13 protein-coding genes are annotated in these 15418 nt (G+C 59.4%); 11 read left to right on the top strand and 2 right to left on the bottom strand.

Annotated elements, in window-relative coordinates; genetic code table 11:
* Positions 1 to 43: 43 nt before the first annotated feature.
* Both B3M58_RS09005 and map read right to left on the bottom strand, forming a co-directional pair.
* A complete protein-coding gene (locus B3M58_RS09005) occupies positions 44 to 2746 on the bottom strand; it encodes a [protein-PII] uridylyltransferase (protein ID WP_296218457.1) in 2703 nt (900 codons plus the stop codon).
* Positions 2747 to 2778: 32 nt separating this feature from the next.
* Complete coding sequence (map, locus tag B3M58_RS09000; RefSeq protein WP_296218455.1) at positions 2779 to 3561, bottom strand: type I methionyl aminopeptidase; 783 nt, start codon at positions 3559 to 3561, stop codon at positions 2779 to 2781.
* A gap of 305 nt (positions 3562 to 3866) precedes the next feature.
* On the opposite strand from map, the gene rpsB reads away from it, so the two are divergent.
* From rpsB to lpxD, 11 genes are all read left to right on the top strand, one after another.
* Positions 3867 to 4610 (top strand): 30S ribosomal protein S2, encoded by a 744-nt coding sequence (gene rpsB / locus B3M58_RS08995; protein WP_296218454.1) that lies wholly within the window; start codon positions 3867 to 3869, stop codon positions 4608 to 4610.
* A 187-nt stretch (positions 4611 to 4797) separates the two neighbouring features.
* Positions 4798 to 5667 (top strand): translation elongation factor Ts, encoded by an 870-nt coding sequence (gene tsf, locus B3M58_RS08990; protein ID WP_296218452.1) that lies wholly within the window; start codon positions 4798 to 4800, stop codon positions 5665 to 5667.
* Positions 5668 to 5865: 198 nt separating this feature from the next.
* Complete coding sequence (gene pyrH, locus B3M58_RS08985; protein WP_296218451.1) at positions 5866 to 6615, top strand: UMP kinase; 750 nt, start codon at positions 5866 to 5868, stop codon at positions 6613 to 6615.
* Positions 6605 to 7162, top strand: a complete 558-nt coding sequence (gene frr / locus B3M58_RS08980; protein ID WP_296218450.1) for a ribosome recycling factor — start codon at positions 6605 to 6607, stop codon at positions 7160 to 7162. Before pyrH ends, frr begins: the two co-directional genes overlap by 11 nt.
* 16 nt (positions 7163 to 7178) lie before the next feature.
* Positions 7179 to 7934: a polyprenyl diphosphate synthase gene (gene uppS / locus B3M58_RS08975; RefSeq protein WP_296218448.1), complete on the top strand. Its 756-nt coding sequence runs from the start codon at positions 7179 to 7181 to the stop codon at positions 7932 to 7934.
* Positions 7934 to 8749, top strand: coding sequence for a phosphatidate cytidylyltransferase (locus tag B3M58_RS08970; protein ID WP_296218446.1), 816 nt, complete (start codon positions 7934 to 7936; stop codon positions 8747 to 8749). The genes uppS and B3M58_RS08970 overlap by 1 nt, the downstream gene beginning before the upstream one ends.
* Positions 8746 to 9933 carry a 1-deoxy-D-xylulose-5-phosphate reductoisomerase gene (ispC, locus tag B3M58_RS08965; protein WP_296218445.1) on the top strand — a complete coding sequence of 396 codons (1188 nt, stop codon included), beginning with the start codon at positions 8746 to 8748 and terminating at the stop codon, positions 9931 to 9933. Before B3M58_RS08970 ends, ispC begins: the two co-directional genes overlap by 4 nt.
* 18 nt (positions 9934 to 9951) lie before the next feature.
* Complete coding sequence (gene rseP, locus B3M58_RS08960; RefSeq protein WP_296218444.1) at positions 9952 to 11304, top strand: sigma E protease regulator RseP; 1353 nt, start codon at positions 9952 to 9954, stop codon at positions 11302 to 11304.
* Positions 11305 to 11394: 90 nt separating this feature from the next.
* A complete protein-coding gene (gene bamA, locus B3M58_RS08955; protein ID WP_296218443.1) occupies positions 11395 to 13788 on the top strand; it encodes an outer membrane protein assembly factor BamA in 2394 nt (797 codons plus the stop codon).
* Between the two features lie 47 nt (positions 13789 to 13835).
* Positions 13836 to 14339, top strand: coding sequence for an OmpH family outer membrane protein (locus tag B3M58_RS08950; protein WP_296218442.1), 504 nt, complete (start codon positions 13836 to 13838; stop codon positions 14337 to 14339).
* 2 nt (positions 14340 to 14341) lie between these two features.
* On the top strand, positions 14342 to 15400 hold the full coding sequence (gene lpxD / locus B3M58_RS08945) for a UDP-3-O-(3-hydroxymyristoyl)glucosamine N-acyltransferase (RefSeq protein WP_414704067.1): 1059 nt from the start codon (positions 14342 to 14344) through the stop codon (positions 15398 to 15400).
* Positions 15401 to 15418: the final 18 nt, after the last annotated feature.

Raw genomic sequence — 15418 nt, 5'->3', positions numbered from 1 at the left:
TGCGGGCGGCGCATGGCTGCTTGCCGATGGCGCGCCGCTTTCATCAAATACTGATCCGGTTCGGTTCGATCGTTGCGCCGTTGGCGTCCGACAGCTGCGCGACGATGGTTTCCTGCAGGCGTGCGCACAGCTCTGGGTCCGACAACGGCTGGTTGTGTGCGTCGGTGACGAAGAACACGTCCTCCACGCGCTCGCCGAGGGTGGCGATCTTGGCGTTCTGCAGGGACAGGTCGAAGTCGACAAAAATCCGCCCGATCCGCGCCAATAAGCCGGGGCGGTCTGGCGCAGTCAGCTCGAGGATGGTTACCGGCCGTTGCGCGTCGTTATGGATGGTCACCTGCGGGGCAAAGGCGAAGTGCTTGAGCTGGCGCGGCACGCGGCGCTGGATGATGCTTGGGTACTCATCGGGGTTTTTCAGCGCGTCGATCAGGCCCTGACGGATCTGTTTGATCCGTGCCGGGTTGTCGCCGATCGAGCCACCTTCGGCTTCCAGCACGATGTAGGTGTCGAGGGTGAACTGGCTGGTCGAGGTGAGAATCCGCGCGTCATGAATGTTCAGGTTGAGCTGGGCCATGGCGGCCACGGTCACGGCGAAGAAGTCGTGCTGGTCCTGGGCGTAGATGAAAATCTGCGTGCCGCCCTCGAACTCGCGCTGGGTGGTTTCCTTGATCAACACCAGCGGGTTGCCGTCATTCGGGTGCTGGAGGATCGCCTCGCTGTGCCAGGCCACGTCGTTGGCGGTATGGCGCAGGAAGTAGTCGTCGCCCAGCTGTGCCCAGAGCTGTTCGGCGTCATCCGGGTCGGTGCCGCCGCGTACTAGAATGTCCAGGGCCGCGCCCTGGGTCAGGCGAATCTGCTCTTCGCGCTCCAGGCGGTTTTCCAGGCCGCGGCGCAGGGCGCGCTTGGTTTCGGTGTAGAGCTGGCGCAGCAGGCTGGCGCGCCAGGAGTTCCACAGGCTCGGGTTGGTGGCGTTGATGTCGGCCACGGTGAGCACATAGAGGTAATCGAGGTGCGTCTGATCGCCGACGAACTGGGCGAAGTCGTGGATCACCTGCGGGTCGGAGAGGTCCTTGCGCTGGGCGGTGGTGGACATCACCAGGTGGTGCTGCACCAGCCAGACGATCAGCCGCGAATCCCAGGCCGGCAGTTGGTGGCGTACGCAGAAGGCTTCGGCATCCACCGCGCCGAGTTCCGAGTGATCGCCGCCGCGACCCTTGCCGATGTCGTGGTAGAGGCCGGCCAGGTAGATCAGCTCGGGCTTGGGCAGCTTGTCGATCAGCTTGCTGGCCAGCGGAAATTTCTCCGCCAGCTCCGGCCACTTGAATTTGCGCAGGTGCTTGATCAGGTTGAGGGTGTGCGCATCGACCGTGTAGATGTGGAACAGGTCGTGCTGCATCTGCCCGACGATGTGGCCGAACTCCGGCAGGTAGCGGCCGAGGATGCCGTAGCGGTTCATCCGGCGCAGGTTGCGGTGAATACCTTGCGGGCTTTTGAACAGCTCGATGAACAGGCTGGTGTTGCGGATATCGCTGCGAAAATCGTCGTCGATCAGGTGGCGATGGTCGCGTAACAGGCGAATGCTGTCGGCGCACACGCCTTTGATCTCCTGGTGCTGGGCCATCAGCACGAAGATTTCCAGAATGGCGAACGGGGTGCGCTTGAATACGTTCGGGTGGGTCACCTCGATGTAGCCGTCGCGCAGCTGGAAACGGCTGTTCAGCGGGCTGGCCGGGCCGTTTTCACCGGCACGGAGGATTTCTTCCTCGAAGTGTTGGGTAATCAGGTCGCTCAGTTCGGCGATGCCCATCACCACGCGGTAATACTTCTGCATGAAGCGTTCGATGGTGCGTTTGGTGTCGGCTTCCTCGAAGCCGAGCAGGGCGGCGACTTTGCTCTGGTGATCGAACAGCAGGCGGTCTTCGGCGCGCCCAGCGAGCATGTGCAGGGCGTAGCGCACTTTCCAGAGAAATTCCTGGCTGGAGGCGAGCAGAGCGTATTCGCTTTCCAGCAGGAAGCCCTGGCCGACCATGGCGTGCAGGTTCAGCGTGGCGAAATGCCGGCGCGCGACCCAGAGGATGGTCTGGACGTCGCGCAGGCCGCCGGGCGAGCCTTTGACGTTGGGCTCGAGGTTGTATTCGGTGTCGTTGTACTTGGCGTGGCGGGTGCGCTGTTCTTCGCGCTTGGCCAGGAAGAAGTGCTTGCTCGGCCACATCCGCTCGGTGCTGGTGATGTCCTGCATGCGCTGGCGCAGGCGCTCGGGGCCGGCGATGGTGCGGCTTTCCATCAGGTTGGTGATCACGGTGAGGTCGGCACGTGCTTCTTCGGCGCATTCGTCGACCGAACGCACGCTCTGGCCGACTTCCAGGCCGATGTCCCACAGCAGGGTGAGGAAGCGCTCGATCGGTTCGCGGAAGGTTTCGTGGTCGGCGTTGTCCAGCAGGATCAGCAGGTCGATGTCCGAATAAGGGTGCAATTCGCCCCGGCCATAACCGCCGACGGCCAGCAGGGCGATGTCGGCATCTTCGCTCCAGGCCAGGCGATCCCAGGCTTCGCGCAGGATCTGGTCGCTGAACCAGGCACGATCTTCGACCAGTCGGCGTATGTCGCGGCCTTCCTTGAAACGCGCATCGAGCACGTCATGGGCGCGCCGGATGGCTTTCTTGAAGGCGGCGATAGGGCTCGCCTTGAGTGCCAGCTCCGCCTGGAACTGCCCACGGTCGAACAATTCGGGATCTACCTGCGGCATGCGGCAGCCTTCCTTATAGAGAGCGGCGATGATTAGGCCGACGTGCGCGGGATGGTGTCGTCGCTGCGCAAGGTGAATATTTCATAACCATCGGCGGTCACCAGGATGGTGTGTTCCCACTGTGCCGAGAGCTTGCGATCCTTGGTGATGGCGGTCCAGCCGTCACCGAGCAGGCGGGTTTCCGCGCGGCCCTGGTTGATCATCGGCTCGATGGTGAAGGTCATGCCTTCTTTCAGTTCCATGCCGGTGCCGGCACGGCCGTAATGCAGCACCTGCGGCTCTTCGTGGAACACCGCGCCGATACCGTGACCGCAGTATTCGCGCACCACCGAGAAACCGTTCTTTTCGGCGTGTTTCTGGATCACTTCGCCGATATCGCCCAGGCGCGTGCCCGGCTTGACCAGCTGAATGCCCTTGTACATGCATTCTTGGGTGATCGCGGCCAGGCGCTCGGCCCATTCCGGCACCTTGCCGACCATGAACATCTTGCTGGTGTCGCCGTGGTAGCCGTCCTTGATCACGGTGATGTCGATGTTCAGCACATCGCCTTCTTTCAGCGGCTTCTCGTTGGGAATGCCGTGGCAGACCACGTGATTGATCGAGGTACAGATCGACTTGGGGAAGCCTTTATAGTTGAGCGGCGCGGGGATGGCCTGCTGCACGTTGACGATATAGTCGTGGCAGATGCGATCCAGCTCTTCGGTGGTCACGCCAGGCTTGACGTGCTCACCGATCATTTCCAGCACGTCGGCGGCCAGACGGCCGGCTACGCGCATTTTTTCGATTTCCTCGGGCGTCTTGATGGTGACGGTCATGCGGGCTCTCTCGGCGCTCATTGGCGCAGGGCAAAAAAGGAAAGTCGAGATTCTAACAGAGAAGGCGGTTACAGGCGGCACGCGCAACGACTCAGGCGAAGTGCCTCGCGGCGGTGGCCAGGCAAGAGCGAACGCATGCCGCGTGTAGCTTCTGGTTCGCCTTTATGGTATAAAACGCGCCGCTTTACGGGGCAGTCTGCCCGGAAGCTTAAACCCACACACGTATCGACACAGTTTCCTGGGTGCCCGCAAGGGTTGGAAATTGGGATGCGTGGAGGCCTAACCCGACTTATCAAGGAACTATCATGTCCCAAGTCAACATGCGCGATATGCTGAAGGCCGGTGTGCACTTCGGTCACCAGACCCGTTACTGGAACCCGAAAATGGGCAAATACATTTTCGGCGCGCGTAACAAGATCCACATCATCAACCTTGAAAAAACCCTGCCGATGTTCAACGAGGCACTGTCCTTCGTTGAGAAACTGGCTTCGGGCAAAAACAAGATCCTGTTCGTTGGCACCAAGCGTTCCGCTGGCAAGATCGTTCGTGAAGAAGCAGCTCGCTGCAACTCCCCGTTCGTCGATCATCGCTGGTTGGGCGGCATGCTGACTAACTACAAAACCATCCGTGCTTCGATTAAGCGTCTGCGTGATCTGGAAACCCAGTCCCAGGACGGTACGTTCACCAAGCTGACCAAGAAAGAAGCCCTGATGCGCACCCGTGATCTGGAAAAACTGGATCGCAGCCTGGGTGGTATCAAGGACATGGGCGGCCTGCCGGACGCACTGTTCGTGATCGACGTTGATCACGAGCGCATTGCCATCACCGAAGCCAACAAGCTGGGCATCCCGGTTATCGGCATTGTCGATACCAACAGCAGCCCGGAAGGCGTTGACTACATCATCCCAGGCAACGACGACGCCATCCGCGCCATCCAGTTGTACATGGGTGCCATGGCTGACGCTGTAGTGCGTGGTCGCAGCAACGCTGGCGGCGGCACCGACGAGTTCGTCGAAGAAGCCCCGGCCGCTGAAGCCGCTGAAGGCTGAGTAACTAGCGCTTAGCGTTTACTCAGTTCGCAAAAAGGGGGCTCGGCCCCCTTTTTGCCACCTTGAAAACCGTTGTCAGCAGGGTTATTGCCGTTACGTTCACGCAATCGCTGGCAGTGTGTTTAAAGAATTGAACGCCCGTTTTGGCGGGTGGAATGGTTAACAACCTATCCAAGAGGAATTTGAAATGGCAGAAATTACTGCAGCATTAGTCAAGGAGCTGCGCGAGCGCACTGGCGAAGGCATGATGGATTGCAAAAAAGCCTTGACCAAGGCTGGCGGCGACATCGAAAAAGCCATTGACGACATGCGTGCTTCCGGCGCGATCAAGGCGGCCAAGAAGGCTGGCAACGTGGCTGCCGAAGGCGCTATCGCGGTCAAGGTTGCCGACGACGGCAAGTCTGCCGTGATTCTCGAAGTCAACTCGCAAACCGACTTCCTGGCTCTGCAGGACGATTTCAAGAACTTCGTCACCAGCAGCATTGAAAAAGCCTTTGCCGACAAACTGACCGACGCAGCGCCGTTGATCGCCGCTCAAGAAGCTGCGCGTGAAGCGCTGGTGGCCAAGGTTGGCGAAAACGTCAACATTCGTCGTCTGGCCCGCGTTGAAGGCGACGTGGTCAATGCTTACCTGCACGGCAACAAGATCGGTGTTGTGGTTGTCCTGAAAGGCGGTGACGCCGAGCTGGCCAAAGACATCGCCATGCACGTTGCTGCCAGCAACCCTGAGTTCCTGCTGCCTTCGGAAGTGTCCGCTGAAGCTGTTGAGCGCGAAAAAGCCGTGTTCATGAGCCTCAACGAAGACAAGATCAAGGGTAAGCCGGCTGACATCGTCGAGAAGATGGTCGGTGGTCGCATTCAGAAGTTCCTCGCTGAAGCCAGTCTGGTTGAGCAAGCCTTCGTTAAAGACCCGGAAATCAAGGTCGGTGCTCTGGCCAAGAAAGCCGGTGCTGAAATCGTCTCCTTCACCCGCTTCCAGGTAGGCGAAGGCATCGAGAAGCCGGTCGACAACTTCGCTGAAGAAGTGGCTGCCCAGCTGGCTGCCAGCAAGCAGTAAGACGGCTAACCGCTGTCGCCCCGAAGAGGCTGCCCGCTAACGCGCGCGGCCTCTTTGTCAAATTAGGGTGGCGGGCGGGCTGTTTAGCGGGCCAAATGCGTGAGCTGGCACAAACCGCTTTGAGCGCTGTCGAAGCGCTGGATAATCGCGAGCCGGCTAGGCTCGTTCAGAATTCAAACGCCGCAGGAGAGACTGGTAATGGCTCAGCAGGTGAGTGGTCGTCAACCGCGCTACAAACGCATTCTGCTCAAACTGAGCGGCGAAGCTCTGATGGGGGCCGAAGACTTCGGTATCGATCCCAAGGTGCTTGATCGCATGGCCCTGGAAGTCGGCCAGTTGGTGGGCATCGGTGTGCAGGTCGGCCTGGTGATTGGCGGCGGCAACCTGTTCCGCGGTGCGGCACTGAGTGCAGCGGGCATGGATCGGGTGACCGGTGACCATATGGGCATGCTGGCGACCGTGATGAACGCCTTGGCCATGCGCGACGCGCTGGAGCGTTCGAATATCCCGGCAATTGTCATGTCGGCGATTTCCATGGTCGGCGTCACCGACCACTACGACCGGCGCAAGGCGCTGCGTCATCTAAAAACCGGTGAGGTGGTGATTTTTGCCGCTGGCACTGGCAATCCCTTCTTCACCACGGACTCAGCCGCGTGCCTGCGGGCGATCGAGATCGATGCCGATGTGGTGCTGAAGGCGACCAAGGTGGACGGTGTGTACACCGCAGATCCGTTCAAGGATCCGCATGCTGAGAAGTTCGAGCGTCTGACTTACGATGAGGTACTCGACCGCAAGCTGGGCGTAATGGACCTGACGGCTATCTGCCTGTGTCGCGACCATAATATGCCGCTGCGGGTTTTCAATATGAACAAGCCTGGCGCCCTGCTGAATGTTGTGGTGGGTGGCGCTGAAGGCACTCTGATCGAGGAAGATAAGCATGATCAATGAGATCAAGAAAGACACCCAAGAGCGCATGCAGAAAAGCCTGGAATCGCTGATCCACGCGTTCAGCCGTATCCGCACCGGCCAGGCTCACCCGAGCATTTTGGGTGGCGTGATGGTGCCTTACTACGGTTCGGACACTCCGCTGAATCAGGTGGCCAACGTCACCGTCAAGGATTCGCGTACCCTGCAGGTTGTAGCCTTCGAGCGCAACATGCTGGCCGCCGTCGACAAGGCGATCCAAAGCTCCGGCCTGGGCTTCAATCCGACCAACCTTGGCGAGCTGCTGCTGATCTCGATGCCGGCGCTCACCGAGGAAACCCGCAAGGGCTTTACCAAGCAGGCGCGCGATGCGGCCGAAGATGGCCGGGTGGCGGTGCGCAATATTCGCCGTGATGCCTTGAGTCAGTTGAAAGACTTGGTCAAAGACAAGGAAATTAGCGAAGACGAAGAGCGCCGCGCGGCGGATGATATCCAAAAGCTGACGGATAAGTTCGTGGCGGAGATCGAAGTGGCGGTGAAGCAGAAAGAAGCGGATCTGATGGCCGTTTAACGGCCAGGATATCGTCATGGAGAAGACCAACGACGGTACCCTGATGGCCGTGCCACGGCACGTGGCGATCATCATGGATGGCAACAACCGCTGGGCGAAAAAACGCCTGCTGCCAGGTGTTGCCGGGCATAAAGCAGGTGTCGATGCGGTGCGTGCGGTTATTGAGGTGTGTGCCGAGGCGGGCGTCGAGGTACTCACCCTATTCGCCTTCTCCAGTGAGAACTGGCAGCGCCCGGCGGATGAAGTCGGTGCGCTGATGGAGCTGTTCCTCGGCGCGCTGCGTCGTGAGGCGAAGAAGCTCAACGACAACGGCATCAGCCTGCGCATCATCGGCGACCGTTCGCGCTTTCACCCCGAGTTGCAGGCGGCCATGCGTGAGGCTGAAGCGCAGACTGCCGGCGACAAACGCTTTGTTCTGCAGATCGCCGCCAATTATGGCGGCCAGTGGGACATTGCCCAGGCGGCGCAGCGTCTCGCGCGGGAAGTGCAGGGCGGGCATTTGCAGCCTGAAGACATTACCCCTGGATTGCTGCAAGGTTGTTTGGCAACTGGCGATCTGCCCTTGCCCGATCTGTGTATTCGCACGGGCGGCGAGCACCGCATCAGTAATTTCCTGTTGTGGCAGTTGGCATACAGCGAGCTGTATTTCTCCGATGTGCTCTGGCCGGACTTCAAGCACGACGCCATGCGCAAGGCCTTGGCGGATTTTGCCAAGCGCCAGCGACGTTTTGGCAAAACCAGTGAACAGGTCGCAGCCGAGGCGCGTGCTTAATGCTTAAACAGCGAGTGATTACCGCGTTGGTGCTGCTGCCCATCGCGCTGGGTGGTTTTTTTCTGCTCGACGGTGCGACGTTTGCCGTGTTTATCGGTGCGGTGGTCAGCCTGGGCGGCTGGGAGTGGGCGCGGTTGGCCGGCTTCACGGCGCAGTCGCAGCGCGTCGGCTATGCGGCGCTGGTGGCGGGCTTGTTGTTCGCCTTGTACCAGTTGCCGGTGCTGGCGCCGTTGGTGCTGTTGGTCGCGGTGCTCTGGTGGTGTCTGGCTACGCTGCTGGTGATTGGTTATCCCGCCAGCAGTCGGCACTGGGCGAGTACGCCAGTCAAGCTGCTGATCGGTTTGTTGATTCTGTTGCCGGCGTGGCAGGGCTTGGTGCTGTTCAAGCAGTGGCCGCTGGCCAACGGCTTGATCTTGGCGGTGATGGTGCTGGTTTGGGCGGCCGATATCGGTGCCTATTTTTCCGGTAAGGCATTCGGCAAGCGTAAGTTGGCGCCTCACGTCAGTCCGGGTAAGAGTTGGGAGGGGCTGGTGGGTGGCTTGCTCACCAGTCTGTTGATTGCCCTGGGCGTTGGTCTCTACCGCGGTTGGGCGCTCGATGAATGCATGCTGGCGTTGGCGGGCGCTGCATTGGTGGTGCTGATCTCGGTGGTCGGCGACCTGACTGAAAGCATGTTCAAGCGCCAGTCCGGGGTGAAAGACAGCAGCAATCTGCTGCCAGGGCATGGCGGTGTGCTGGATCGCATCGACAGCCTGACGGCAGCGATTCCGGTGTTTGCCGCCTTGTTGTGGCTAGCGGGTTGGGGTGCGCTGTGAGTGCGCCGCAGCAGATTACCGTGTTGGGGGCGACCGGTTCCATCGGCCTCAGCACCCTGGATGTGATTGCGCGTCACCCTGAGCGTTATCAGGTGTTCGCGCTGTCTGGCTTCTCGCGGCTGGTCGAACTTGAGTCGTTGTGCATGCTTTACCGGCCGCGTTACGCGGTGGTTGCCGATGCAGCGGCGGCGCGCGCTTTACAGGACAGCTTGCACGCGGCAGGTCTGGCGACCCGTGTATTGTGCGGTGACGAAGGTCTCTGTGAGGTGGCCGCGCATCCCGATGTGGATGCAGTCATGGCGGCGATTGTCGGTGCAGCCGGGCTAAAACCGACCCTGGCGGCGGTCGAGGCGGGCAAGAAAGTGTTGTTGGCCAACAAGGAAGCGCTGGTGATGTCCGGCGCGCTGTTTATGCAGGCCGTCCGACAAAGTGGTGCCGTGCTGTTACCGATCGACAGCGAGCACAATGCAATTTTTCAGTGTTTGCCAGGTGACTATGCGCGTGGCTTGCAGCAGGTCGGGGTGCGGCGGATTATGCTCACCGCTTCCGGCGGCCCGTTCCGTGAAACGCCACTGGAGCAGTTGGCTGGGGTTACGCCCGAGCAGGCCTGTGCTCACCCCAATTGGTCGATGGGGCGCAAGATTTCCGTGGATTCGGCGAGCATGATGAATAAAGGCCTCGAATTGATCGAGGCCTGCTGGCTGTTCGATGCCCGGCCGGCTCAGGTCGAGGTGGTGATTCATCCGCAAAGCGTGATTCATTCGCTGGTCGATTATGTCGACGGTTCAGTGTTGGCGCAGTTGGGTAACCCGGATATGCGCACGCCCATCAGCCATGCGCTGGCGTGGCCACAGCGGATCGACTCGGGTGTGGCGCCGCTGGATTTATTCGCCATCGCACGATTGGATTTCCAGGCGCCTGACGAGCAGCGGTTTCCGTGCTTACGTCTGGCGCGCCAAGCGGCGGAGCAGGGCGGCACTGCGCCGGCCATGCTCAATGCGGCCAATGAGGTGGCGGTGGCAGCCTTTCTCGAACGGCGCATTCGCTTTCCCGAGATCGCGAGTATCATCGATAGCGTCTTGAACGCAGAGCCCGCGATTGCGGTCGAAGACCTGGATACGGTGCTGGTCGCGGATCGCCAGGCGCGTGAGCGTGCCGGGCACTGGCTGAATCGCCGTGGATAACCGGCGCGGAGAAGGTCAATGAGTGCGTTGTATATGGTGGTCGGCACCCTGATTGCACTGGGGGTGCTGGTTACGTTTCATGAGTTCGGGCATTTCTGGGTCGCGCGCCGTTGCGGCGTCAAGGTGCTGCGTTTTTCCGTAGGTTTCGGCACGCCGCTGGTGCGCTGGCATGATCGCCAGGGGACCGAGTTCGTTATCGCGGCGATTCCGTTGGGTGGCTACGTGAAGATGCTCGATGAGCGCGAGGGCGACGTGCAGCCTGAGCAGCTTGGGCAATCCTTCAATCGCAAATCGGTTCATCAGCGTATCGCCATTGTCGCGGCGGGGCCGATTGCCAACTTCCTGCTGGCGCTGCTGTTTTTCTGGCTAGTCGCCATGCTTGGTAGTCAGCAGGTGCGCCCGGTGATCGGTGCAGTTGCGCCCGGCAGCCTGGCGGCGGAAGCGGGGCTGCAGGTTGGCCAGGAAATCGTTGCCGTGAATGGTGAGTCGACCAGCGGCTGGGCGGAAGTCAATCTGCAACTGGTGCGGCGCCTGGGCGAAAGCGGCACGTTGGCGGTAAATGTACGCGATGAAGGCTCTACGGCTGACAGTCCGCGACAGATAGTCCTGAATGATTGGCTGAAGGGCGCCGATGATCCGGACCCGATTGCGTCGCTGGGGATTCGCCCATGGCGTCCGCTGCTGGCGCCGGTCTTGGCCGAACTTGACCCGAAAGGCCCTGCACAGGCAGCAGGCTTGCAGGTTGGCGACCGTCTGTTGGCGTTGAATGGCCAGGTGCTCGACGATTGGCAGCAACTGGTTGATCGCGTGCGGGAGTTGCCGGGCAAGCCGGTGTCCTTGCTGGTCGATCGCGCCGGACAACGCCTGGATGTAGCGCTGGTACTGGCCGAACGTGGGGATGGCGATGCGCGTGCGGGCTACCTGGGGGCGGGTGTACAGGGCGTGGAGTGGCCGGCGGAGATGCTCCGTGAGGTCAGTTTCGGGCCGCTCGCTGCGGTCGGCGAAGGCCTCAGTCGAACCTGGACAATGAGCCTGCTGACCCTTGATTCGCTGAAGAAAATGCTCTTCGGCGAGCTCTCGGTAAAAAACTTGAGCGGGCCGATAACCATTGCTAAAGTGGCGGGCGCTTCGGCTGAGTCGGGTTTAGGGGATTTTCTGAATTTCCTCGCCTACTTGAGCATAAGTTTGGGGGTTCTCAATCTGTTGCCAATCCCAGTTCTGGATGGGGGGCATCTGCTTTTTTACCTGGTCGAGTGGGTGCGTGGTCGCCCGCTGTCGGAGCGGGTGCAAGGTTGGGGGATGCAGATTGGCATTAGCTTGGTGATTGGGGTGATGTTGCTGGCCTTGGTTAACGATCTAAGTCGTTTGTAACCGCTACTGAATTACGCACTCAGTATTTACAAAAAAGTGTCGCCTTAAGCGGCAGATTTTTTATCGTCAGTTGGAATAAGAAAGGACTTCATGAAACGTCTGCTGCTACCTGCGGTGCTTGCCGCATTGATGATCGCCGAAGTTCACGCCGAGTCCTTCACCATCTCCGATATTCGCGTTAATGGCCTCCAGCGGGTGTCTGCGGGCAGCGTATTTGGTGCTTTGCCGCTGAATGTCGGCGAACAGGCCGATGACAATACGTTGGTAGAAGCTACGCGCGAACTGTTCAAAACCGGCTTCTTTCAAGATATCCAGCTCGGTCGCGATGGCGATGTGCTGGTTATTACCGTGGTCGAGCGTCCGTCGATTTCCAGCATCGAAATCGACGGCAACAAAGCGATTACCAGTGAAGATCTGCTCAAGGGCCTCAATCAGTCGGGCCTGGCCGAGGGCGAGATTTTCCAGCGTGCCACCCTTGAAGGTGTGCGCAACGAATTGCAGCGTCAGTATGTGGCTCAAGGCCGCTACTCGGCTGAAATCGAAACCGAAGTGATTCCGCAGCCGCGTAACCGCGTGGCATTGAAGATCGATATCAATGAAGGCTCTGTTGCGGCCATCCAGCACATCAACGTGGTGGGCAACAGCGTTTTCCCTGACGAAGACCTGGTGGGTTTGTTCGAGTTGAAAACAACCAACTGGTTGTCTTTCTTCAAGAATGACGACAAGTACGCGCGTGAGAAACTGTCCGGCGACTTGGAGCGTCTGCGCTCCTATTACCTGGATCGCGGCTACATCAATATGGATATCTCGTCTACCCAGGTGTCCATTACGCCGGATAAGAAGCACGTCTACATCACCGTCAACGTCGATGAAGGGCAGAAGTATACCGTGCGTGAGGTCAAGCTCAGCGGTGATCTGAAAGTCCCTGAAGATGAGATCAAGGCGCTGCTTCTGGTGAAAGAAGGGCAGGTGTTCTCGCGCAAAGTGATGACCACTACGTCCGAACTGATCACCCGTCGTCTGGGCAACGAGGGCTATACCTTCGCCAACGTCAACGGCGTGCCGGAAGCTCATGATGAAGACGATACGGTGTCGATCACCTTCGTCGTCGATCCGGGCAAGCGCGCTTACGTCAACCGCATCAACTTCCGTGGCAACACCAAGTCGGAAGACGAAGTGCTGCGCCGTGAAATGCGCCAGATGGAAGGTGGCTGGGCGTCGACTTACCTGATCGACCAATCCAAGACCCGCCTGGAACGTTTGGGCTTCTTCAAAGAAGTCAACGTCGAAACCCCGCAAGTGCCAGGCACCGACGACCAGATCGACGTCAATTACAGTGTCGAAGAGCAGGCCTCCGGTTCGATTACCGCCAGCGTTGGTTTTGCGCAGAACGCCGGTCTGATTCTCGGCGGCTCGATCACCCAGAACAACTTCCTCGGCACTGGTAACAAAGTCAGCGTGGGCTTGACCCGCAGCGAATACCAAAGCCGCTATAACTTCGGTTTTGTTGACCCCTACTGGACACCGGATGGCGTCAGCCTGGGTTACAACGCGTTTTATCGCACCACTGACTACGATGAGTTGGACGTCGACGTGTCCAGCTACGCGGTGGACAGCTTGGGCGGTGGCGTGAGCATCGGTTACCCGATCAGTGAAACCTCGCGTTTGACCTATGGCCTAACGGCGCAACAAGACACCATCAATACCGGTATTTACACCGTCGATGAGATTTTCGACTTTATCGATCAGGAAGGCGACAAGTACCTGAACTTCAAGGCTTCCGTCGGTTGGTCCGAGTCGACCCTTAACCGCGGCGTCTTGGCCAACCGCGGTCACTCGCAAAGCCTAGTGCTCGAGACCACGGTGCCCGGCAGTGATCTGTCGTTCTATAAAGTCGATTACCGTGGCCAGGTCTTCAAGCCGTTGAGCGACACCTACACCATGCGTTTCCATACCCAGTTGGGCTATGGCGATAGCTACGGTTCTACCTCTGAATTGCCGTTCTACGAGCATTATTACGCCGGGGGGTTCAACTCGGTGCGTGGCTTTGAAGACAGCAGCCTGGGGCCGCGCAGTACGCCGAGTGTGGTGCGTAATGCTGCCGGAGCAATTGTTTCTGGTCCCGATGCCAACGGGCGCTTTACCGATCCTGACCAAGATCCGCTGCCGTTCGGTGGCAACGTGCTGATCCAGGGTGGCGCGGAACTGCTGTTCCCGATGCCGTTCGTGAAAGATCAGCGTTCGCTGCGTACCGCGTTGTTCTGGGATGTCGGTAACGTGTTCGATACCAACTGCACCTCGAGCCAGAAGCGCCTGAGCGACAGTTGCGAGATCGATATGGGCAGCCTGGCCAGTTCCGTCGGTGTTGGCTTGACCTGGATCACTGCGCTGGGCCCGTTGAGTTTTAGCTTGGCAATGCCGGTTGTGAAGCCGGACGATGCCGACACCCAAGTATTCCAGTTCTCCCTCGGTCAGACGTTCTAAGCGTCTGATCACTGAACAACGACAATGGTTTTTTGCAGGAGTGCATCGTGCGTAAGTTGACCCAACTGGTTCTGTTAAGTGCTGTCCTGCTGACCACTCCGGCGTTCGCCGAGATGAAAGTGGCCGTGCTCAATTATCAAATGGCGCTGCTCGAATCCGATGCAGCAAAGCGCTATGCCGTGGATGCCGAGAAAAAATTCGGTCCGCAGCTGAACAAACTGAAAACTCTGGAAAGCGATGCCAAGCGCATCCAGGACCGTCTAGTCAAAGATAGCGAGAAGATGCAAACCGCCGAGCGCGAGCGTCTGGAGCTGGAGTTCAAGCAAAAAGCCCGCGACTTCCAGTTCCAATCCAAGGAGCTGAACGAGGCTAAAGCTATCGCCGATCGCGATATGCTGAAAAAGCTCAAGCCGAACCTGGATAAAGCCGTTGAAGAAGTGATCAAGAGCGGCAATTTCGATTTGGTTCTAGAGCGCGGTGCGGTGATCGATGTCAAACCTCAGTTCGACATCACTCGCCAAGTCATCGAGCGCATGAATCAGCTGCGCTGATCATGACAGCAGCGGTTTTCACTCTCGGTCAGTTGGCCGAGCGCTCGGGCGCTACCCTGCGTGGCGCCGCCAATAAAGCGATCAGTGGCTTAGCCACCTTGCAGGAGGCTCGCCCTGATCAGCTGACATTTCTGGCCAATCCGCAATACCGTAAGTACCTGAACGATTGCCAGGCCGGTGCGGTGTTATTGACCGCAGCCGATGCCGACGCTTACAGCGGCGATGCACTGATCGTTGCCAACCCTTATCTGGCCTACGCGCAACTCTCCCATCTGTTCGATCGCAAACCGCAGGCGGTTGCCGGCGCGCACCCGACGGCGTTGATCGCTGTCGATGCGCAGGTCGATCCGAGCGCCAGCATTGCGGCGTATGCCGTGATCGAGAGTGGCGCGCAGATTGCGGCGGGGGTCACTGTCGGGGCGCACTGCGTGGTCGGTGCGCGTTCGGTGATTGGTGAGGGTGGCTGGTTGGCGCCGCGCGTGACCTTGTATCACGACGTGCACATCGGCAAGCGAGTGGTGATTCAGTCGGGTGCAGTGATCGGCGGCGAAGGCTTTGGTTTCGCCAACGAGAAAGGCGTCTGGCAGAAAATCGCCCAAATTGGCGGGGTCAGGATTGGCGATGATGTCGAAATCGGTGCCAACACCACTATCGACCGCGGCGCCTTGTCCGATACGTTGATTGGCAATGGGGTCAAGCTGGATAACCAGATCATGATCGCGCACAACGTGCAGATCGGCGATAACACCGCGATGGCCGGTTGCGCCGGGATTTCTGGTAGCACCAAGATCGGTAAGAACTGCATGATCGCCGGTGGCGTCGGCATGGTCGGACATATCGAAGTCTGTGATGGAGTGTTCGTTACGGGGATGACCATGGTCACCCGCTCGATCACCGAGCCGGGCTCTTATTCCTCGGGTACCGCCATGCAGCCTGCCGCCGAGTGGCGCAAAAGCGCTGCGCGGATTCGTCAGCTGGATGACATGGCGCGGCGTCTGCAACAGCTGGAAAAACAGCTGGCTGCCGTGACCTCAAGTGGGAACGCCTCATCTGATGCCTGAGCCGGCAATTGCCGCGTT

The organism is Pseudomonas sp. UBA2684, assembly GCA_002354655.1.
Lineage (GTDB): Bacteria > Pseudomonadota > Gammaproteobacteria > Pseudomonadales > Pseudomonadaceae > Aquipseudomonas.
This window is presented reverse-complemented; position numbering and strand designations above follow the sequence as displayed.

Excerpts from the sequence above, each read along its gene's own strand:
- B3M58_RS09005 (WP_296218457.1), bottom strand. The coding sequence starts at position 2,746 with ATGCCGCAGGTAGATCCCGAATTGTTCGACCGTGGGCAGTTCCAGGCG.
- map (WP_296218455.1), bottom strand. The coding sequence starts at position 3,561 with ATGACCGTCACCATCAAGACGCCCGAGGAAATCGAAAAAATGCGCGTA.
- rpsB (WP_296218454.1), top strand. The coding sequence starts at position 3,867 with ATGTCCCAAGTCAACATGCGCGATATGCTGAAGGCCGGTGTGCACTTC.
- tsf (WP_296218452.1), top strand. The coding sequence starts at position 4,798 with ATGGCAGAAATTACTGCAGCATTAGTCAAGGAGCTGCGCGAGCGCACT.
- pyrH (WP_296218451.1), top strand. The coding sequence starts at position 5,866 with ATGGCTCAGCAGGTGAGTGGTCGTCAACCGCGCTACAAACGCATTCTG.
- frr (WP_296218450.1), top strand. The coding sequence starts at position 6,605 with ATGATCAATGAGATCAAGAAAGACACCCAAGAGCGCATGCAGAAAAGC.
- uppS (WP_296218448.1), top strand. The coding sequence starts at position 7,179 with ATGGAGAAGACCAACGACGGTACCCTGATGGCCGTGCCACGGCACGTG.
- B3M58_RS08970 (WP_296218446.1), top strand. The coding sequence starts at position 7,934 with ATGCTTAAACAGCGAGTGATTACCGCGTTGGTGCTGCTGCCCATCGCG.
- rseP (WP_296218444.1), top strand. The coding sequence starts at position 9,952 with ATGAGTGCGTTGTATATGGTGGTCGGCACCCTGATTGCACTGGGGGTG.
- bamA (WP_296218443.1), top strand. The coding sequence starts at position 11,395 with ATGAAACGTCTGCTGCTACCTGCGGTGCTTGCCGCATTGATGATCGCC.
- lpxD (WP_414704067.1), top strand. The coding sequence starts at position 14,342 with ATGACAGCAGCGGTTTTCACTCTCGGTCAGTTGGCCGAGCGCTCGGGC.